The 19,399-nt window shown below is 58.8% G+C and carries 20 protein-coding genes; 18 read left to right on the top strand and 2 right to left on the bottom strand.

Features of this window, described 5'->3' with window-relative positions:
• Positions 1-630 (top strand): 3-oxoacid CoA-transferase subunit B, encoded by a 630-nt coding sequence (locus SIC14_RS11505; protein WP_412562077.1) that lies wholly within the window; start codon positions 1-3, stop codon positions 628-630.
• A 56-nt stretch (positions 631-686) separates the two neighbouring features.
• Here SIC14_RS11505 and SIC14_RS11500 read toward each other — a convergent pair whose 3' ends face one another.
• The gene (locus SIC14_RS11500) at positions 687-1,496 is read right to left on the bottom strand and encodes a lytic transglycosylase domain-containing protein (protein ID WP_412562076.1); all 810 of its coding nucleotides are present in this window, start codon (positions 1,494-1,496) and stop codon (positions 687-689) included.
• Positions 1,497-1,782: 286 nt separating this feature from the next.
• On the opposite strand from SIC14_RS11500, the gene SIC14_RS11495 reads away from it, so the two are divergent.
• From SIC14_RS11495 to SIC14_RS11420, 16 genes are all read left to right on the top strand, one after another.
• A complete protein-coding gene (locus SIC14_RS11495; protein WP_412562075.1) occupies positions 1,783-1,980 on the top strand; it encodes a Flp family type IVb pilin in 198 nt (65 codons plus the stop codon).
• Between the two features lie 284 nt (positions 1,981-2,264).
• Positions 2,265-2,462, top strand: a complete 198-nt coding sequence (locus SIC14_RS11490; protein WP_412562075.1) for a Flp family type IVb pilin — start codon at positions 2,265-2,267, stop codon at positions 2,460-2,462.
• 284 nt (positions 2,463-2,746) lie between these two features.
• Complete coding sequence (locus SIC14_RS11485) at positions 2,747-2,944, top strand: Flp family type IVb pilin (protein WP_412562075.1); 198 nt, start codon at positions 2,747-2,749, stop codon at positions 2,942-2,944.
• Positions 2,945-3,114: 170 nt separating this feature from the next.
• Positions 3,115-3,336, top strand: coding sequence for a hypothetical protein (locus SIC14_RS11480; protein ID WP_412562074.1), 222 nt, complete (start codon positions 3,115-3,117; stop codon positions 3,334-3,336).
• A gap of 118 nt (positions 3,337-3,454) precedes the next feature.
• A complete protein-coding gene (cpaB, locus tag SIC14_RS11475; RefSeq protein WP_412562073.1) occupies positions 3,455-4,333 on the top strand; it encodes a Flp pilus assembly protein CpaB in 879 nt (292 codons plus the stop codon).
• A gap of 218 nt (positions 4,334-4,551) precedes the next feature.
• Entirely contained in the window at positions 4,552-5,979 is a 1,428-nt protein-coding gene (locus tag SIC14_RS11470; protein ID WP_412562072.1) for a type II and III secretion system protein family protein, read from the top strand.
• A gap of 4 nt (positions 5,980-5,983) precedes the next feature.
• A complete protein-coding gene (locus SIC14_RS11465; protein ID WP_412562071.1) occupies positions 5,984-6,646 on the top strand; it encodes an OmpA family protein in 663 nt (220 codons plus the stop codon).
• Positions 6,647-6,867: 221 nt separating this feature from the next.
• On the top strand, positions 6,868-8,154 hold the full coding sequence (locus SIC14_RS11460; protein WP_412562070.1) for an AAA family ATPase: 1,287 nt from the start codon (positions 6,868-6,870) through the stop codon (positions 8,152-8,154).
• A 24-nt stretch (positions 8,155-8,178) separates the two neighbouring features.
• Positions 8,179-9,624: a CpaF family protein gene (locus tag SIC14_RS11455; protein ID WP_412562069.1), complete on the top strand. Its 1,446-nt coding sequence runs from the start codon at positions 8,179-8,181 to the stop codon at positions 9,622-9,624.
• 4 nt (positions 9,625-9,628) lie between these two features.
• Positions 9,629-10,597 (top strand): type II secretion system F family protein, encoded by a 969-nt coding sequence (locus SIC14_RS11450; protein WP_412562068.1) that lies wholly within the window; start codon positions 9,629-9,631, stop codon positions 10,595-10,597.
• Positions 10,598-10,608: 11 nt separating this feature from the next.
• On the top strand, positions 10,609-11,562 hold the full coding sequence (locus tag SIC14_RS11445; protein WP_412562067.1) for a type II secretion system F family protein: 954 nt from the start codon (positions 10,609-10,611) through the stop codon (positions 11,560-11,562).
• 22 nt (positions 11,563-11,584) lie between these two features.
• A complete protein-coding gene (locus SIC14_RS11440; RefSeq protein ID WP_412562066.1) occupies positions 11,585-12,163 on the top strand; it encodes a tetratricopeptide repeat protein in 579 nt (192 codons plus the stop codon).
• Positions 12,164-12,195: 32 nt separating this feature from the next.
• Positions 12,196-13,044 carry a tetratricopeptide repeat protein gene (locus SIC14_RS11435; protein ID WP_412562065.1) on the top strand — a complete coding sequence of 283 codons (849 nt, stop codon included), beginning with the start codon at positions 12,196-12,198 and terminating at the stop codon, positions 13,042-13,044.
• Between the two features lie 4 nt (positions 13,045-13,048).
• Positions 13,049-13,588 (top strand): prepilin peptidase, encoded by a 540-nt coding sequence (locus SIC14_RS11430; RefSeq protein ID WP_412562064.1) that lies wholly within the window; start codon positions 13,049-13,051, stop codon positions 13,586-13,588.
• Positions 13,589-13,700: 112 nt separating this feature from the next.
• Complete coding sequence (locus tag SIC14_RS11425; protein ID WP_412562063.1) at positions 13,701-14,993, top strand: ferric reductase-like transmembrane domain-containing protein; 1,293 nt, start codon at positions 13,701-13,703, stop codon at positions 14,991-14,993.
• A 169-nt stretch (positions 14,994-15,162) separates the two neighbouring features.
• Entirely contained in the window at positions 15,163-16,479 is a 1,317-nt protein-coding gene (locus SIC14_RS11420; RefSeq protein ID WP_412562062.1) for an ATPase, read from the top strand.
• 23 nt (positions 16,480-16,502) lie between these two features.
• Here SIC14_RS11420 and SIC14_RS11415 read toward each other — a convergent pair whose 3' ends face one another.
• Positions 16,503-16,844 (bottom strand): hypothetical protein, encoded by a 342-nt coding sequence (locus SIC14_RS11415; protein WP_412562061.1) that lies wholly within the window; start codon positions 16,842-16,844, stop codon positions 16,503-16,505.
• A 137-nt stretch (positions 16,845-16,981) separates the two neighbouring features.
• Here SIC14_RS11415 and SIC14_RS11410 point away from each other — a divergent pair, with 137 nt between their 5' ends.
• Positions 16,982-19,390 (top strand): ligase-associated DNA damage response DEXH box helicase, encoded by a 2,409-nt coding sequence (locus SIC14_RS11410; RefSeq protein WP_412562060.1) that lies wholly within the window; start codon positions 16,982-16,984, stop codon positions 19,388-19,390.
• The last annotated feature ends 9 nt before the right edge of the window (positions 19,391-19,399 follow it).

Here is a 19,399-nt window from a genome sequence, read left to right as displayed (position 1 = left end):
ATGGCTTGGGACCGCAATCAAATGGCCGCACGCGCGGCACAGGAACTGCAGGACGGCTGGTATGTGAACCTCGGCATCGGGATCCCGACGCTGGTTTCCAACTACATCCCAGAAGGTGTGGAAGTGACGCTGCAGTCGGAAAACGGCATGCTGGGCATGGGCCCCTTCCCGATTGAAGGCGAAGAGGACGCCGATCTGATCAACGCCGGCAAGCAGACCATCACCGAACTGCCGCAGACCGCCTATTTCGACTCTGCGCAGTCCTTCGCGATGATCCGTGGCGGCAAAATCGCTATGGCCATCCTGGGCGCCATGGAAGTGGCCGAAAACGGCGATCTGGCCAACTGGATGATCCCCGGCAAGCTGGTCAAAGGCATGGGCGGCGCGATGGATTTGGTCGCCGGCGTCGGCCGCGTGGTGGTTGTGATGGATCACGCCAACAAACATGGCCAGTCCAAAGTGCTGAAAGACTGCACCCTGCCGCTGACCGGCAAAGGCGTTGTTGACCGTATTATCACCAACCTTGGTGTGCTGGACGTTGTCGAGGGCGGCCTGAAAATCGTGGAATGCGCTGAAGGCGTTTCCGAGGAGGAACTGCGCGCGGCCACCGAGGCGACCATCGTCGATTGATCCGTCGCTGATCAAGATTGCAAAGCCCCGGTCCGAAACGGCCGGGGCTTTTGCCTTTAGGGGCCGAGGTTAAAGACGCAGCCGTCCGAAATCAGCTCGGGTGGAGTTTTGCACAGGTTTCGGGCCACCGCGAAGGCCGCCAGAACTTTGGGCACATAGTCACGGGTTTCGGCATAGGGCGGCACACCGCTATGTTCCTTCACCGCGTTTTCCCCGGCATTATAGGCGGCCAGCGCCAGAACCGGATCATCCTGAAACTGACGGAGCAGCAGATCCAAATAGGCCACACCGCCACGGATGTTTTGCCCTGCATCCAACGGATCCTCCACGCCAAAGCGTGCGGCGGTGGCTGGGATCAACTGCATCAGCCCTTCGGCCCCAGCGCCGCTGACCGCGTCCACACGTCCACTGCTTTCGACCGAAATCACCGCCAGTACCAGCGCGGGCGACACCCGGCTGTTGACCGAGGCCAACAGCATATGCGGCGCCTGCGCCTGGGCAATCGACAAAAGAGTGTCCAGCCGGGGGGCCGCAATGCTCTGTCCTTCCGGCGCAGTGGCGATGGCGGTCAAGGCCGGCTCCAGCCGCCCCGGACCGCTGGCGGACAGATCGGGGCTGATCTTGTCCCAAAACCAGCTGTATCGCGCCTCTGTCGGTGTGGTGCTGGGTTCGGCTGCTGTCGCAACAACCGGCGTGGTGTCTACCTTGGGGTCAATCTGCACGGTGATCCGTTTGCCCTGCCCCGGTTCAGGCGGGCTCACACGTTTGAAAGTGAAATCGGGAAAGGGTTTCGGCCCTTCCGCCGCCAATGGGGCCGCTAGCGCCAGCGCACTGAGCGCGGCCAGAAAACGAATATCTTTGAACATTTGGGCTGCTCTGCCGTCTATTTTGCGCCGGATTATGGCAGATTGCGGACTCCCGCACCAGCAATCTGTGGATAAATCAAATCAACACATCAATTGTGTGAATAAATACAGTGAGTTAAATGAAAATTTTCACAAAGTTGCATTGCTTCAAAATTGATCCAAACCCGCCCTATTCGCGCCCCAATCGGGGGGCAAAACATACTCAGCCAAGGCAACGAGGCGGAGGTGAGAGACCGCTTCGACCGAGACGCCTAGCTGAGACACAACATTTTTTTGGAGAGACACCATGATCAAGTTCATCAAAAACTTCCGCAAAGACGAAGACGGCGCCGTAACTGTAGACTGGGTTGTTCTGACCGCAGCCATCGTTGGCTTGGGCATCGCAGCTGTTTCCACCGTTTCCGGTGGCATCGACACTGCAGCTTCGTCGATCGTGACCGACCTGGGCACCGACACTGCAACCGCAGCTGCCGAAAACAGCTAAGGTCGCCGCGCTTTGAGAGCGCAGCTTTCCGAAGAGCCGTCCCTCAGGGGGCGGCTCTTTTCGTTTGTGCCTGTTCCATTTGCGCCCCCCAAAGTGGCGCTGCGGCGGAGAAAATGAAAAGTCCCAAAAGCACCGCATATGTTCCCCGAACTCTCCGCAAACCCGCCCTATTCGCGCCCCAATCGGGGGGCAAAACATACTCAGCCAAGGCAACAAGGCGGAGGTGAGAGACCGCTTCGACCAAGACGCCTAGCTGAGACACAACATTTCTTTGGAGAGACACCATGATCAAGTTCATCAAAAACTTCCGCAAAGACGAAGACGGCGCCGTAACTGTAGACTGGGTTGTTCTGACCGCAGCCATCGTTGGCCTGGGCATCGCAGCTGTTTCCACCGTTTCCGGCGGCATCGACACTGCAGCTTCGTCGATTGTGACCGACCTGGGCACCGACACTGCAACCGCAGCTGCCGAAAACAGCTAAGGTCGCCGCGCTTTCACAGCGCAGCTTTCCGAAGAGCCGTCCCCCCGGGGGCGGCTCTTTTCGTTTGTGCCTGCTCCATTTGCGCCCCCCAAAGCGGCGCTGCGACAGACAAAACAAAAAGTCCCAAAAGCACCGCATATGTTCCCCGAACTCTCCGCAAACCCGCCCTATTCGCGCCCCAATCGGGGGGCAAAACATACTCAGCCAAGGCAACGAGGCGGAGGTGAGAGACCGCTTCGACCAAGACGCCTAGCTGAGACACAACATTTTTTTGGAGAGACACCATGATCAAGTTCATCAAAAACTTCCGCAAAGACGAAGACGGCGCCGTAACTGTAGACTGGGTTGTTCTGACCGCAGCCATCGTTGGCCTGGGCATCGCAGCTGTTTCCACCGTTTCCGGTGGCATCGACACTGCAGCTTCGTCGATCGTGACCGACCTGGGCACCGACACTGCAACCGCAGCTGCCGAAAACAGCTAAGGTCGCCGCGCTTTGAGAGCGTGATGCAGATATCGGGCCGCCCCCAAATCGGGGGCGGCTTTGACATAGGTAAAGTTGTTGTTTTTTGAGTTCTGGCCGGTGCCTCCCTTCCGTCCAAGATCCCATGCAGCAGATGCCAGGGGGCATCAGGACACAGGCAGGAGATGACCATGACTTCCAAACTATTTCTAAACATTGCCAAAAACTTCCGTCGTTTTCGCAAAGAAACCTCGGGCGCTGTGAGCGTCGAGTGGGTGGTGCTGACATCCGCCATTGCCGGACTTGGTATGGCAGCGGCGGCATCCGTGTTCACCGGCAGCGGCAGCGTTGCCGAAGCCTCTTCCACCCAGTTGATGGAAACCGTCGACGCGGTTGCGGACGATCAATCCTGACGCGAACGTAAACGTCATGAGGGCGCCCCGCCCTCACCCCTCTTTTGCCGCATTTTGCAGGCACTATACCCACTAACCCGGCGCATATCGCGCCCGCCAACACAGGAAAGGATTTCCCATGCGTGCTGTCTTTGGATTGGTCCTTGTGGTCGGCCTCGGCCTTGCGGGCTTTGCCGTCTACATGGTTCAGAACTATATCGCTGGCTACCAAAACGAACTGGCCCGTGCCCGCACCGCCCAGGTCGAAGTCAAACAGATCGAAACTGTTGAGGTCTTTGTCGCCAAACGTCAGTTGAAATACGGCGAGGCCCTGAGCGCAGAGGACGTGCGCCAGATCGAATGGCCGAAAGAGGCGCTGCCCGAAGGGTTGTTTACCAAAACCGAGGATCTGTTCCCCAACCCGAATGACCCCAATCTGCGCCGTGTTGTGCTGCGCCAGATGGAAAAGAACGAACCGCTGTTGCTGGCCAAAGTGTCAAAACCGGGAGAGGATGCCGGTCTGACCTCGCGTCTGGAACGTGGTCAACGCGCCTTTGCAATCAAGGTGGACGTGGCCTCGGGCGTGTCGGGTTTCCTGCGTCCGGGTGACCGTGTCGATGTCTATTGGACCGGCTCCACCGGCAGCAAACGTGGGCCGAACTCGCGGGAGTTCACCAAACTGATCGAAAGCTCCGTGCCGCTGATTGCGGTGGACCAAACTGCCAATGATGACGCCACCGAAGTCAGCATCGCCCGCACCGTGACGGTGGCCGCTACACCTGCGCAGGTGGCTGCTCTGGCACAGGCGCAGTCTTCGGGTCGTCTGTCGTTGGCTCTTGTTGGTGCCCGTGACGACACCATTGCCGAGACCATCGAAGTCGACCAGCGCGACCTTTTGGGCATCATCGAAGAAGAGCCTGAGGTGATCCAGCAAGCAGAGGTTGAGCCTGAAATCTGCACCATCCGCACCCGTCGTGGCGCAGAGGTGGTTGAAATCCCGATCCCCTGCTCGAAATAAGGGCCGCTGCCCCCAGAGATACAGGGCGTTCCAGTGGAGCGCCCTGTGCATTTTCTGCCTGTCCCACCAGGACAACCACGGCGAAAATGTCTCAGTTTTGGTGAAGAACACCACCGAACCTATTGATTCTTGCAAATTTCCGAAAATTCGCGCAAGGTGGCCGCTATAAAGCGGGCAAAAGACCCGGATCTAGAGGCGTGATCGAAAAGGCAGGTCACATGACATATCGGAATTTTTTCAAGGCCGCGTGTTTTGGTCTGTCGCTGGCAATGGCTGGCGGCATGGTGCCGAGCATGGGCATGGCAGACACATTAAAGGTTGTGAAGAGCGGCACCTCTTCCAAGCTTAACGTCCCAATGAACCGGGCGGTTGTGGTCGAAAGCGAAACCCCCTTTGCGGAACTGTCCATCGCCAATCCGGCGATTGCGGATATTTCTTCCTTGTCGGATCGCACGATCTACGTTCTGGGAAAATCACCTGGGATCACCACGCTGACCCTGCTGGATGCAACCGGGCGGTTGATCACCAACGTGGATGTGGTTGTTGCCGCAGACATCACCGAATTCAAAGAGCGTCTGCGCCAGATCCTTCCCAATGAGAAGATCGAAGTGCGCACCGCCAATGATGGCATTGTCCTGTCCGGCACCGTGTCTTCGGCGCAACGTCTGCAGCGGGCGATGGATCTGGCGGAACGCTACGCGCCGGAACGGGTTTCGAACCTGATGACCGTGGGTGGCGTGCAACAAGTGATGCTGAAAGTTCGTTTCGCCGAAATGGAGCGGAGCGTGAAAAAATCGCTGAGCTCGTCGCTGGCGCTAAACGGCACCAATCAGGGTGTTACCCTGAACGGTGGCTCCGGCACCACGAACACCTCGACCGGCGCGGCAACGTCTTTGGGCGGCTCGATCCCATCGGTCAACGAAAACACCGGTGCGATGCTGTTTGGCTTTGGCGTTGGTGACGTTGAGGTTGGCCTGCTGATCGAAGCGCTGGAAACCAAAGGGGTTGTCCGCACATTGGCAGAGCCGAACCTTGTTGCTCTTTCCGGACAAGAGGCGAAGTTCCTTGCCGGTGGCGAATATCCGGTGCCGGTCAGCCAAGACAACGGCGCGATCTCGGTCGAGTTCAAAACCTTTGGTGTTGAGTTGAACTTCATCCCGCGTGTCATTGACGGCGATCTGATCAATCTGGAACTGAAGGCGGCGGTCTCCTCGATCGACACCACTAACGGGTTCCGTACTGAGGCCTTCACCATCGACGCTTTCCGTCGCCGCGAGACCGAAACCACGGTTGAACTGCGTGATGGCCAAAGCTTTGCAATTGCAGGACTTTTGGAAGACGAGTTCACCGACACCAACGGCCAGATCCCCTGGCTGGGGGACATCCCCGTCCTAGGCGCGCTGTTTCGAAGTGCCGAGTATCAGCGCACCCAATCCGAATTGGTTGTGATCATCTCGGCCCATCTGGTGACACCGACCCGTGGCGAAGCGCTCGCGTTGCCCACGGACCGGATCAAACCGCCGTCGGAAAAGGACCTGTTCCTCTTTGGCCGCGTCGCACGGGATGAAAGCCGCAAATTGCAAGGTGCCGCTGGCGAAGTGGCGCGTCAGGACTTCAACGGGTCCTACGGCTACGTGATGGAGTGATCAGATGACACGCAAACTCACAGCCCTTGCCTTTATCAGCTCCACTGCACTTCTGGCCTCTTGTGCCGGGACCGACAGTTTTTCTTCTTTCACAGGAGAGGCTGGCGCGCTGATCGGTGGTGGCGACTTTGGCAACGCCACAATGAACAACACTTTGATTCTGAGCGGCGAAAAAAACTACGTTCTCGACCTCGCCAAACGGTTCAATGAAGAAGTGCCTTCAACCATCAACTTTGCTTTCAATTCGTCGCAGATTGATGCCGAAGCCGCCGCCGTGCTGAACCGTCAGGCCGCCTGGATCCGCCAGTTCCCCGAGGTCCGGTTCAAGGTCTATGGCCATACTGACGCGGTTGGGTCTAACGGGTTCAATTATGGCCTTGGCAAGCGACGCGCCAATGCGGTTGTTGCCTATCTGTCGCGTCAGGGTATCAGCCGGTCCCGTCTGGAAGCGGTGGTTTCACGGGGCGAAAGCCAGCCGCTGATCGTCACCGAGAACCGGGAACGCCGCAACCGGCGCACCGTCACCGAAGTCACTGGTTTCGTGAAAGAACATCCTAGCGTTCTGGACGGTAAATACGCCCAGATCGTCTATCGCGACTATATCGAAAGCGCCGTTTCGGGTTCGACCCTGACCGGGCTTGAGAATTCCGTCACATCGGGCGAGTAATCCCGCCCCGGAAACACTCCCCCGCGATACGGGGGAGTGTCCAACAATTCCGCACAATTACGATTTTTTGGCCCTAATCTCGCCCAGATTGAGGGTGATTTTGATCCCACTGGGAGCAGTGCGTTTGGCTTGAGCCGGACGTTTCCGCCGCAGACAGGGACAAGACGATCCAAAAATCGCCCTCCCCTGTCCTGCGGCACAGCAAAGTAGGACATGAGGCAATGACGAGTAACGATCAGTCTTCCGCGCACGACGACGCCATTCTGGCCTGTACTATCAGTCGGGATGTGCAGAACTTCGACCTATTGATCGAAGACATGGAGGTCATCATGGGCGAAGCCTGGGGCGACCTCGGCTTTGATGATGCCTTGGCCTATTTCAAACAACCCGAAGCGGCCAAGCTGGAATTTGTCGCCATGGCAGTTGACCATGAGGACGAACAGGACCTGATCAAACTGGGCAAGGTCATTGCTGCTGCCAAAGAGCTGTTGGTGAAGGTTATCCTGATCACCGATGAGGTGACCCCGGCCGCCCTGCACCAGCTGCTGCGCCAAGGCGCCGATGAATTTGTGCCCTACCCGCTCCCGGAAGGGGAATTGAAAGCGGCCGTGGCCCGCGTTCGTACGCCGGATCCTGTGGTGTTGGAATCCGCTCCAACCGCAGCGCCGGCACAAGCGGAAGCGGCCGAAGCGCCCGCCGCCGAACCAGTGGCGGCGAAATCCAAACATGACCGCGAAGGTGTGGTGATGGCTATTCAGGGCCTGGCAGGCGGCACCGGCGGCACGACGCTGGCGGTCAACCTTGCTTGGGAACTGGCCAATGCGGGCGGCAAGAAAGCGACCCCGCCGCGGGTGTGCATTCTGGATCTTGATCTCCAGTTCGGCTCGGTTTCGACCTATCTGGACCTGCCCCGCCGTGAGACAGTTTACGAATTGCTCAGCGATACTGAGTCGATGGACGATGACATCTTTGCACAGGCCCTGATGGGGTATGAGGAAAAGGTCTTTGTTCTCACTGCGCCAGCGGACCTGCTGCCGCTGGACCTGGCTGAACCCGAAGACATTCAGCGCATTATCGACATGGCGCGCAAACATTATGACTACGTCATCATCGACCTGCCCAAAACACTGGTGCAATGGTCGGAAACCGTGCTGACCGCCGCCCATGTCTATTTCGCCACGCTGGAGCTGGACATGCGCTCGGCCCAGAACACGCTGCGGCTGAAACGTGCGTTGCAGTCCGAAGGCCTGCCCTTCGAAAAGCTGCGATTTGTGCTGAACAGGGCGCCGAAATTCACCGATCTGAACGGGAAATCCCGCGTCAAACGGCTGGCTGACAGTCTGGACATCAAGATCGACATTCAACTGCCGGACGGCGGCAAACAGGTCACCCAGTCAGGGGATCATGGTGAGCCGCTGGCCAAATCCGCTGCCAAAAACCCCTTGCGCAAGGAGATCGCCAAACTGGCAACCTCGCTGCACAAGCTGGGTGCCGACGAAAAGCCGTAAAGACTTAACCCAGGGGGACGTGTGATGTTTTCTAAGTACAAAAAGGCCGATAAGGCCGCCGCACAGACCGCCAAGGTCGTCGAAATGCCCAAAGCGGCCAGCGCTGAGGCAAAACCAGACGCACGCCCTGTGTCCATCCGCAAACCGGCGGCCAAAGTGGCCGCCCAGGCCCTGCCGATGGACAAAGAACGCAAGCGCAAGGAACGGCTGAACGGTATCAAGCTGGACCTGCATCGCACCCTGCTGGACAACCTGAACCTTGGCGCGCTGGAAAGTGCCGCTGAGAAGGACCTGCGCGCCGAAATCAATGCAATTTCCGCAGAGGCTTTGGAAGAAAAGGGCATCGCGCTGAACCGTGAAGACCGCAATGTGGTCTTCCAGGAGCTTTATGACGAGGTCACTGGCCTTGGCCCATTGGAACCGCTGCTGAAAGACGAAAGCATCAGCGATATTCTGATCAACGGCCCGCAGCGTATCTTTATTGAACGCAACGGCAAGCTGGGCCTCAGCGACGTGACCTTCAAGGATGAAAAGCACCTCTTGCGGATCATCGACAAGATTGTGTCCGCCGTTGGCCGTCGCGTCGATGAATCGAACCCCTATGTAGATGCGCGTCTTGCTGATGGCTCCCGTTTCAACGCAATGGTTGGCCCCATTGCCATTGACGGATCACTGGTGTCGATCCGGAAATTCAAAAAGGACAAGCTGGGGATAGACGATCTGGTTGGCTTTGGTGCCTTTTCCGAAGAAATGGCCGCCTATCTGCAAGCGGCCGTGGCGACCCGTTTGAACATCATCGTGTCGGGCGGGACCGGCTCCGGTAAGACCACCACATTGAACGCCCTTTCGAGCTTCATCGACAACTCTGAGCGGATCCTCACAATCGAGGATACGGCAGAACTGCAGCTGCAGCAGATCCACGTCGGCCGGATGGAAAGCCGTCCCCCCAACGTGGAAGGCAAAGGCGAGGTGTCCCCCCGCGACTGTCTGAAAAACGCGCTGCGGATGCGTCCAGACCGGATCATCGTGGGCGAGACCCGCGGTGAAGAGGTGATCGACATGCTGCAGGCGATGAACACCGGCCACGACGGTTCCATGACCACCATTCACGCCAACAACCCACGCGATGGTGTCAGCCGATTGGAAAACATGATCGCGATGGCCGGCATCGAGATGCCGCTAAAGGCTGTGCGGACGCAGATCTCATCAGCGGTGAACCTGATCGTGCAGGCCTCACGTCTACAGGACGGGTCGCGCCGGATGACCTCGATCACCGAAATCACCGGGATGGAGGGCGACGTGATCTCGATGCAGGAGGTGTTCCGCTTCCAACGAGTTGGTCTGACGCCGGACAACAAGATCATGGGCCATTTCACCGCCACCGGCGTGCGCAGCCACTTCTCAGAGCGGTTCCGTCTGTGGGGCTATGATCTGCCGTCAGAAATCTTTGAACCCCAGGCCGCGGAGTAACCCGATGAGTGTGCCCATTGAACTGCTGATCTACGGCTTGGTTTTCGTTGGCGTTCTCGTCATTGTCGAGGGCATCTATCTGACGCTGTTCGGCAAATCGATCAGCCTCAACAGCAAGGTGAACCGCCGTCTCGACATGATGGAGAAGGGCAAGCACCGCGCCGAGGTGATGGACACGCTCCGTAAGGAGATGAACCAGCACCTGCAGTGGAAAAACTTCCCGGTCTATTCGCTGCTGGCCTCCAAAGCCCAGAAAGCCGCATTGGCGTTCACGCCAGCCCAGCTTCTGATGATCATGGGAGGCGTTTCGGCACTGGCCTTCGCGGCCCTGACTGTAGGCACCTCCACGGCACTGGTGGTGCGGGCTGGGATTTCCCTCGCGATGGGCGTTGGCGGTGTGTTCTTCTGGGTCACCACCAAAGCCAACAAACGCATGTCGATGATCGAGGAACAACTGCCCGACGCCATCGAACTGATGGTGCGCTCGCTGCGGGTTGGGCATCCCTTTGCTTCGGCAATTCAAATTGTATCGCGTGAAATCGCCGACCCGCTGGCCAGCGAGTTTGGCATGATTGCCGATGAAGCACAGTACGGCCGCGACGTTGGCGACGCGCTGCAGGAAATGGCCGAACGTCTGGAAATGCAGGATCTGCGGTTCCTTGCCGTTGCTGTGACCATCCAGCAGCAATCGGGCGGCAACCTGGCTGAAATCCTGGATGGTCTGGCCAAGGTGATCCGCGCCCGCTTCCGTCTGTTCCGCCGGGTGAAAGCCATCACCGCCGAGGCCAAATGGTCCGGCAAGTTTCTGTCCGGTTTCCCGCTGATCGCACTGGTCGGCATCAACCTGCTGGACCCGCATTACTATGACGACGTGATGGACCACCCCATGTTCATGACCGCCTGTGTGGCCGTGGGCGTCTTTCTTGCCGCAAACATGTTTGTGATGCGGATGCTTGTGAACATCAAAGTGTAAGGAGAGCACAAATGGCATTTGTTGCGACATTCCTGGATGGCGGGCTGGGCACGCTTCTCCTTGTTGGGTTCCTGGGCGTTGCCCTGGTGCTGGGCACATTGCCCTTCCTGATCGACACCCGACCTGATCCATTGGACAAGCTGAAGCAATCGAACCGTGCCTATGCAGCGGCCGCGGGTGGCGCGGCTCTGCGCAGCCAGAGCGGCAGTTCGAAGAAGCTGGAAAAATACTCGACCTTCCTGGAACCACAGGATGAAGAACAGCTAACGGCCATGCGCCAGAAGATGATGCAGGCGGGCTACCGCTCCAAGGAAGCGGTGATGATCTTCCACTTTGCGCAGATGGCGCTGGGGTTGGGTCTGCTGGCGGCGGGTTTGGGCTATTACATGATGTTCAAGGCCGGACCAGACAGCGAAACCAAAGACATGATGATGTATGTTCTGGGGCCGGGTTGCGTGGGCTATATGGCACCGAAATACTGGATCACCAAGCGGCAGCAGGAACGTCAGAACCAGATCACCGAAGGCTTCCCCGATGCGCTGGACATGATGCTGGTCTGTGTCGAAGCTGGCCAGTCGATGGATCAGGCGATCATCCGCGTGGCCCGTGAAATCCGCCCCTCGTTCCCGGCTTTGGCCGATGAGTTTGAAATCGTCAGCCAACAGATCAAGGCCGGCAAGGACAAGCCCACGGTTCTCAACGACATGGCGGAACGTTGCGGCGTGCAGGATGTGACCAGCTTTGTGACCGTTCTCGTGCAATCGCAGTCCTTCGGGACGTCCATCGCCGAAGCGCTGCGCGTCTATGCCGGTGAGATGCGCGACAAGCGGGTGATGCGGGCCGAGGAAAAGGCCAACCAGCTGCCGACCAAGATGACACTGGCAACAATGATGTTGACCGTGCCGCCGCTGCTGATCATTCTTGTGGCACCGTCGGTCGTGGGGATCTCTGCGCTCGGCAAATAACAAAGCCAAAAGAGCAGAACCAATGACAGATTTGCGCACCAGCCTTGCTCTGGTTGCCCTATTCAGCCTCGCCGCCTGTTCCACGGGCGGCTCTGGCACGTCCGAAACCCTGATCGCGGACGGACAGGTCTACGCGCCGGGGTTGGACGGCAGCGCAGAAGCGGTGGACGGGTTGATCGTTGCGGCCCGCCTTATGGATGCTGCCGAATATGAGCTGGCGATGGACGCCTACACCCGCGCAGCGCTGGTGCATGGCATGAATGTGGACGTGCTGTCGGGTCTTGGCAGTGCCAATCTGGCGCTGGGGCGCTTGGGGCAGTCAGAAACCCTGTTGCGCCGCGCAGTTGAGCGCGCCGATGCCACCCCCGAGGTGTGGAACAACCTTGGCGTTGTTCTGATGGAACGGGGCAAAACCGAAGAGGCGACGCTGGTGCTGCGCAAGGCCTATGCGCTGGACAATGGCAGAAGTGACGCAATACGGGACAATTTGCGCTTAGCACTCGCAAAATCCGAAAATCCCGTTTATGATGCACCCTTAGAACAAGATTATAAATTGGTACGACGCGGTGGCAGCGACTATGTGATCCGCGCGATACCATAAACAGGCAAGAGCAGTTTGAAGGACGCAGGCACATGCGCCATTCCATTCGTTTTACCCTCTGCGTGGTCGCCGGGCTTGGCTTGACCGCATGTGATCAGATGCGTGGCGGCGATCAGGTTGATCGCGCCATGTCGGCGATCAACGCTGTGGATGACAACAACCTTTCCGACATTATGCTGACAGTTGCAGACGCCGATGAGGCTGTGCGCTACTTCCAGCGCACCTCGCAGGAAAGCCCGGACCGGATCGACCTGCAACGTGGTCTGGCCCAATCGCTGATCCGTGCCTCCCGCGCAACCGAGGCCGTGCCGGCCTGGCGTCGCGTGGTCAAAATGGACGGTGCGACGCAGGACGACAGCGTTGATCTGGCAGATGCCCTGATCCGTACCGGCCAATGGGACGAAGCCGACGCCATTCTGGACGCCGTGCCCCCCACCGTTGAGACCTACAAACGCTACCGTCTGGAAGCGATGGTCGCCGACAGCAACAAGGAATGGAAGAAGTCCGACAGTTTCTATGAAACCGCCGTTGGCCTGACCACCCGCCCAGCAGGTGTGCTCAACAACTGGGGCTATTCCAAACTGACCCGTGGCGATTATACCGAGGCAGAGCGTCTGTTCGCCGAGGCCATCAAACACGACCAGAACCTGTTCACCGCCAAAAACAACATCGTTTTGGCCCGTGGCGCCCAGCGTAACTATTCGCTGCCGGTGATCCCGATGGATCAGGTTGAGCGCGCCCAGCTGCTGCACACCCTTGGCCTCAGCGCCGTGAAACAGGGGGATGTCAGCACCGGCAAGACCCTCTTGCGCGAAGCGATCGATACACATCCACAGCATTTCGAAGCGGCGGTTCGGGCTCTGCGGGCGTTGGAAATCTGATCCGGTGAGTTTTGATCTGACCACCTTCCTCTGGGGCGATGCCCCGGGGCTGACCCTGACCCGCACCGCCGGTCTGGTGTTTTTCTTGCTGACATTGCCGCTGTGCCTTTGGACGGCTCTCAGTGACCTGCGGGCAATGAAAATCCGCAACCAGACCGTGATTGCCCTGGCGGCGGTCTTTGCGGTGGTTGGTCTTTTCCTGATGCCGCTGGAACAATTTGCCTGGCAGCTGGCGCAGCTGGTGATTGTGCTTCTGGTTGGGATCGTGATGAACGCGCTTGGGCTTCTGGGGGCGGGCGATGCAAAATTTGCCGCCGCCGCCGCGCCCTACGTGATGCTTGGGGACGTTCGGTTTCTGGTGCTGCTCTTTGCCATCATTCTGCTGTCTGCCGTGGCCGCTCACCGGCTGGCCCGCATCACCCCTTTGCGCAATCTTGCCCCTGACTGGGAAAGCTGGGACCGCAAGAAAGACTTCCCCATGGGGCTTGCGTTGGGACCCACGCTATCGGCCTATCTGGCCTGCGCCGCGCTCTGGGGCGCATAAACCTTAGTTCAACAAGCGCAGAAATTCCCCGCCCCAACTGTTCAGGTGGGTTGTTTTTCATATTTACATTCCGTGTATACCTTTTAAACCATAGTCCTTTGAAAGACCTCTCATGTCGTTGAAGCCAATCGGTCTGGTGCTCTGCGCCGCCGCTCTCGCCACACCGCTTGTCTGGTTCCCCACCCTTGCCACAGGTCGGGACAGCATCGCACTTTTCAGTCAGTACCTCGGAATCTGGGCGCTCATCGCGATGGCACTGGCACAAATCATCTCGACCCGCCTGCGCCCCGTTGAAATGCTCTTTGGCGGTTTGGATCGCGCCTATTTCCTGCACAAGTGGCTGGGCATCAGCGCAATGGTGATGATCCTGCTGCATGATACCATCGACGCTGAAATGCGCGGGCTGGGCAAGGAAACCCTGCTGGTTGAGTTTTCGGAAACTCTGGGCGAGATCAGTCTTTACGGCCTTTTGATCCTTGTGGTCATCACCGTTGTGACCTTCATCCCCTACCACCTGTGGCGCTGGACCCATAAGCTGATGGGGGCGTTCTTTGTTGCCGGTGCGTTTCACTACCTCTTCATCCTGAAACCCTTTGCCAATGGGGATCCGCTGGGGCTTTACACCGGCGCCTTCTGTATCATTGGCACGCTGGCTTTTGCCTATCGCCTGCTGCCCTCGGGTATGCGACCGACGAAGGCCTATACCGTCAGCAATCTGGAACAGACCGGCTCAGCCTTCGCCGTCACCATGACGCCGGAAGGGGGCAAGATGCGCCACCGCGCCGGTCAGTTTGCCTTTGTTTCCTTCAACGGTGGTGAACCGCACCCCTTCACCCTGTCCAGCGCCCCGCGCGCCGACGGCAGCGTGCGCATGTCCATCGCGGACCTTGGTGATTTCACCCACGCCCTGCCGCGCAAACTCACCAAAGGCACCAAAGCACGGATCGAGGGCCCCTACGGCCTGTTCGAACGCCCCCGCAAGGCCAAACGCGAGGTCTGGATCGCGGGCGGCATTGGCATCACGCCGTTCCTTGCGCTGGCCGAGGATAAGACCGACGATTTGCCCGTCGATCTGGTCTATTGTGTCCGCGATGCCGGATCTGCTGCACATCTGGATGCCCTGCGCCAACTGTCTGCAGAGCGCCCGAACCTTACCCTGCATCTGCATGAAAGCCGCAGCGCGGGTCGGATTACGGCAGACGCCATTCAAACCCTGACAGGGGCGGACATGGGGCAAACGGTGGTGTCTTTCTGTGGTCCTGAACAAATGCGCGAAGCACTGCGCAAAGGCTTTGCCAAACTGGGCCTCAGTCCGCGTCGGTTCCGCTATGAGGAGTTTGGGATCCGCACCGGGCTTGGCCTCAAAGCGCTGGCGCGGCACCTGCTGAAACGGCTCAACACCTGACCACAGATGGGCGCCGCGGTCTCTTGTGGCGCCCATGCAATTCATCGCAATTGCCCCCGACCCGCACGGTTCTTTCCTCTTTTCTGCCATGTTCTGTTGCCAATCTGCGCCTGAGCAACGGGGGGAATTGCCCCCTGTGAGAGACCGTCAGGCAGGTAGGACATATACGATGAACATGCAGGTTTCCCCTCAGAAAGGCGTGACCCCGCCGCCCGCCCCCGCCTCGATCGAGGACATGCGCCTGCCGGTGACGATGATGCGGGATATCCTGCTGAAAACCATGTTCCGCAAATCCCTTTCCACCCTCACAGAACTGGCCGAGGCCGTCTGTCTGCCACGTGTGGTGGTGCAGGAATTGATCGACATGGCACGGGAACAAAAGCTGATGGAGGCAATGGGCACCCTGCACGCAGGTGCCGGGTCCGAAATGGCCTTTCAGCTGACTGACGCAGGCCGCGCCCGCACGCAGGATGCGCTGGCACAGTCTGAATACTACGGCGCCATGCCCGTCCCGCTAGAGGTCTACCGCGAACAGATCAAACGCCAGTCGATCCGCGACATCCAGCTGAGCCGCCAGCAGCTCAGCGATGCGATGGGCCATCTGGTGCTGCCGCCAAACTTGCTGTCCAACCTTGGCCCTGCCGTCAGCTCGGGGCGGTCAATCCTGATGTACGGCCCCCCCGGCAACGGGAAATCGTCTATCTCCAACGGGATTCGCGACGCGATGGGGGATAAGATCTATGTGCCCCGCGCCATTGAATACGCCGGTCAGGTCATCACCGTTTATGACCCCATTGTGCACTCCAAGGCCGAAGCCGAACAAGACGATCCAAACTCCCTGCGTCGCCGCAAAGGGTTCGACACCCGCTATGTGCGCTGCGACCGGCCGACAGTGATCACCGGTGGTGAACTGTCGTTGGAGATGCTGGATCTGACCTATAACCCCACCGCCCGGACCTATCAGGCGCCGCTGCAACTGAAGGCCACCGGTGGCATCTTCATTGTTGACGACCTTGGCCGCCAGGCCGAACCGCCGCAGTCCCTTGTGAACCGTTGGATCGTGCCCTTGGAAGAGTCCAAAGACATTCTGGCGCTGCAATCCGGTGAGAAATTCGAAGTGCCCTTCGACACGCTGGTGGTATTTTCAACCAACTTTCACCCCAATGAGATTTTCGATCAGGCCGCCCTGCGCCGGATTTTCTACAAGATCAAAATCGACGGACCGGATCAGCAGAACTTCCTGAAAATCTTTGCCCTTGTTGCCAAGAAAAAGAAGATGCCGCTGGATGAGGCTGCCTTGGTGCATCTGATCCACCGGAAATACCCAACGATCGACAACATTTATGCAAACTACCAGCCGGTGTTCCTGATTGATCAAATGATCTCAATTTGCGAATTTGAGGGTATTCCCTACCAAATGAGCCCCGAGCTTATCGATCGTGCATGGGCGAACATGTTTGTAAAAGACGAAGAGATTGTGAAATAGGCCGTCCCGAAAGGTGATCCCGCTTAGACCAGGTTCACCGCAGAGGCATCCGAAAAGCCCCACCCGTCCGGTTGAAAGCCATAGCGCAGGCAGATTTCGGTCATCGGCTTTTCGTGACGCCAGATCGCGGCAATATCCACCATTAAGGCATAGACCGGCACCCAGATATCACGTGTTTCAGCGTCATAGGCTGCGGCAAAGCCTTCTGACTGCAAGGCGCTCACCGCAGCTAATGGCTGTGCCGTTGCCACAGCGGTGGAAAAATGGAAGTCGAAATCGGCAATCGCTGGCAGATCACGTTTGGACGCCAAATCGTCCAGAACCCACACCGTTTCCCGGTACTGTTTGTCAAAATCATGGGCCAAAATAATTCCCCTTAAAGCTGTGCCGGACAGATTGCTGAAACAACCGGAAAAATCAACGACTTTAGCAATTGATCTTTCTTTGACGTGCCATTCGCATCCCTATTTGCCTTGGGTGCAAATTGGACTAAACAGAGAACATGGCCGCACTACCCGCTTCAATCCAGCACTGGTTCACCACCAAAGGCTGGCAGGTTCACCCGCATCAGCGGGCCATGTTGGAACGTGCCGATCTGCCGGCGCAGCTGCTGATTGCACCGACGGGTGGTGGCAAAACGATGGCCGGGTTCCTGCCCACCTTGTCCGAACTTTCGGAAGGGGGCCATGACGGGTTGCACACGCTCTATATCTCACCGCTGAAAGCGCTTGCGGCAGATATCAAACGCAACCTGCGCACACCGGTTGACGAGATCGGCCTGCCCATCCGTATCGAAGATCGCACCGGCGACACCTCCAACACACGTAAGAAGCGACAACGCGCCGACCCGCCGCATATCCTGCTGACCACGCCAGAAAGCCTCGCGCTGTTGCTGTCCTATGAGGATGCGCCACGAGTGTTCGAAGGATTGCAACGGGTGGTGCTGGATGAAATCCACGCCCTGGCCGAAAGCAAACGGGGCGACCAGTTGATGCTGGCGCTGTCGCGGCTCCAGGCGATGTGTCCTGATTTGCGCCGCGTTGGCCTTTCGGCCACGGTCGATGACCCAGAAGCGATTGCGCAATACCTTGCGCCCAATCCAGCGCCCTGCCCGATCCTGATGGCTGATCCTGGCCCTGCGCCCGACATTTCGATGCTACACACCGAAGAGGCCCCGCCGTGGACAGGTGGCGGTGCGGCCTATGCCATTCCCGCCGTGATGGCGCAGATCCAACAGCACAAAACCACGCTGATCTTCCACAACACCCGTGCACAGGCCGAAATTTTCTTTCACAATCTTTGGCTTGCCAACGACGAAGCCCTGCCGATCGGAATCCACCACGGTTCGCTGGATCGGGGGCAACGCGAAAAGGTCGAAGCCGCGATGGTGGCAGGGCAGCTGAGGGCGGTGGTCTGCACCGGGTCCTTGGATCTGGGCATCGACTGGGGGGATGTAGATCTGGTGATCCAGATCGGTGCGCCGAAGAACGTCAAACGGCTGGTGCAGCGGATCGGCCGCGCCAACCACCGTTACAACGCGCCCTCCAAGGCCGTTCTGGTGCCTGCCAACCGGTTTGAGGTGCTGGAATGTGTCGCCGCCCTGGAAGCGGTTCAAGAGGGGGATCTGGACGGCGATCCGCGCGGCGCCGGCCCACTAGATGTGCTGTGTCAGCATATTATGCTGCTGGCCTGCTCTGGTCCTTTCGATGCAGACGCGCTGTACGCAGAGGTGCGCAGCGCTGGTCCCTACGCCGCGCTGACCCGCGCCGGTTTTGACGACTGTCTGAGTTTCTGCGCCACCGGCGGCTATGCGCTGCGGGCTTATGACAAGTGGCAGAGGCTGCAACAGCGCCCCGACGGTGAGTGGCAGCTGCGCGACCCGCGCAGTGCCGCCCTGATCCGCCAGAACGTTGGAACCATTCAGGACACCGATACGCTCAAGGTTAAAATGCGCGGCCGTCATGGCGCGCCGCTGGGAGAGATCGAAGAAGTCTTTGCCGCCAGCCTGACGCCGGGCGACACCTTCCTTATCGGCGGGCAGATCGTGCGCTATGAGGCGCTGCGAGAAATGGTGGTGCAGGTCAGCCGCGACAAGGGGCGCAAGCCCAAGATCGCCACTTTCATGGGCACCAAATTCTCCACCTCCACCCAGTTGAGCCAGCGGATCCTGACAATGCTGCAACAACGCGACTGGCCCGCCCTGCCCGTGCATACGGCCGAGTGGCTACAGCTGCACCGATCGCTTTCGCAACTGCCCGGTCCGGGCGAGTTGCTGGTCGAAAGCTTCCCACACGACGGCATGGCCCACACCTGCATCTACGGCTTTGCCGGTCGCAATGCGCAGCAGACGCTGGGCCTTCTGGCCACCAACCGGATGGAGGAACTGGGCCTTGCCCCCCTCGGCTTTGTGGCCACCGATCAGGCCACGCTGATCTGGGGGCTGGAGCCGCTCACCGATCCTGCGCCGCTGTTCGATCTGGCGACGCTTGAGCAAGGTCTGGAACACTGGCTATCGACCAATGCGCTGATGAAACGCAGCTTTCGCGGTGTTGCCACCATTGCCGGGCTGATCCAGCGCAACATTCAGGGCCAGCGCAAATCTGGGCGACAGGCAACGTTTTCCTCTGACATCCTGTATGACACGCTGGTCAAATATGACCCAGATCACTTGATGCTGCGGGTGACCCGACAAGAGGCGCTCAGCGGCCTGATCGACTTTGCCCGCCTGCGCCAGATGGTTGAGACCACCCATGGCCGAATTGTGCATCGCCATCTGGACCGGATTCCGCCCCTCGCCGCGCCGCTACTGTTGGAGGTGGGCAAAGTCCGCATCGATGGCGACGCCCGCGAACGGCTTTTGCAGGAAGAAACCACCAAACTGATGCAAGAGGCGGGATTGGCGGAAATCTGACCAGCCCGC

This window comes from Thalassobius sp. MITS945101 (genome assembly GCF_047123305.1).
Lineage (GTDB): Bacteria > Pseudomonadota > Alphaproteobacteria > Rhodobacterales > Rhodobacteraceae > Thalassobius.
This window is presented reverse-complemented; position numbering and strand designations above follow the sequence as displayed.

Coding starts and splice junctions, on each gene's coding strand:
- SIC14_RS11455 (WP_412562069.1), top strand. CDS start 8,179: ATGTTTTCTAAGTACAAAAAGGCCGATAAGGCCGCCGCACAGACCGCC.
- SIC14_RS11490 (WP_412562075.1), top strand. CDS start 2,265: ATGATCAAGTTCATCAAAAACTTCCGCAAAGACGAAGACGGCGCCGTA.
- SIC14_RS11460 (WP_412562070.1), top strand. CDS start 6,868: ATGACGAGTAACGATCAGTCTTCCGCGCACGACGACGCCATTCTGGCC.
- SIC14_RS11410 (WP_412562060.1), top strand. CDS start 16,982: ATGGCCGCACTACCCGCTTCAATCCAGCACTGGTTCACCACCAAAGGC.
- SIC14_RS11420 (WP_412562062.1), top strand. CDS start 15,163: ATGAACATGCAGGTTTCCCCTCAGAAAGGCGTGACCCCGCCGCCCGCC.
- SIC14_RS11440 (WP_412562066.1), top strand. CDS start 11,585: ATGACAGATTTGCGCACCAGCCTTGCTCTGGTTGCCCTATTCAGCCTC.
- SIC14_RS11500 (WP_412562076.1), bottom strand. CDS start 1,496: ATGTTCAAAGATATTCGTTTTCTGGCCGCGCTCAGTGCGCTGGCGCTA.
- SIC14_RS11495 (WP_412562075.1), top strand. CDS start 1,783: ATGATCAAGTTCATCAAAAACTTCCGCAAAGACGAAGACGGCGCCGTA.
- SIC14_RS11485 (WP_412562075.1), top strand. CDS start 2,747: ATGATCAAGTTCATCAAAAACTTCCGCAAAGACGAAGACGGCGCCGTA.
- SIC14_RS11435 (WP_412562065.1), top strand. CDS start 12,196: ATGCGCCATTCCATTCGTTTTACCCTCTGCGTGGTCGCCGGGCTTGGC.
- SIC14_RS11470 (WP_412562072.1), top strand. CDS start 4,552: ATGACATATCGGAATTTTTTCAAGGCCGCGTGTTTTGGTCTGTCGCTG.
- SIC14_RS11425 (WP_412562063.1), top strand. CDS start 13,701: ATGTCGTTGAAGCCAATCGGTCTGGTGCTCTGCGCCGCCGCTCTCGCC.
- SIC14_RS11450 (WP_412562068.1), top strand. CDS start 9,629: ATGAGTGTGCCCATTGAACTGCTGATCTACGGCTTGGTTTTCGTTGGC.
- SIC14_RS11465 (WP_412562071.1), top strand. CDS start 5,984: ATGACACGCAAACTCACAGCCCTTGCCTTTATCAGCTCCACTGCACTT.
- SIC14_RS11505 (WP_412562077.1), top strand. CDS start 1: ATGGCTTGGGACCGCAATCAAATGGCCGCACGCGCGGCACAGGAACTG.
- SIC14_RS11480 (WP_412562074.1), top strand. CDS start 3,115: ATGACTTCCAAACTATTTCTAAACATTGCCAAAAACTTCCGTCGTTTT.
- cpaB (WP_412562073.1), top strand. CDS start 3,455: ATGCGTGCTGTCTTTGGATTGGTCCTTGTGGTCGGCCTCGGCCTTGCG.
- SIC14_RS11445 (WP_412562067.1), top strand. CDS start 10,609: ATGGCATTTGTTGCGACATTCCTGGATGGCGGGCTGGGCACGCTTCTC.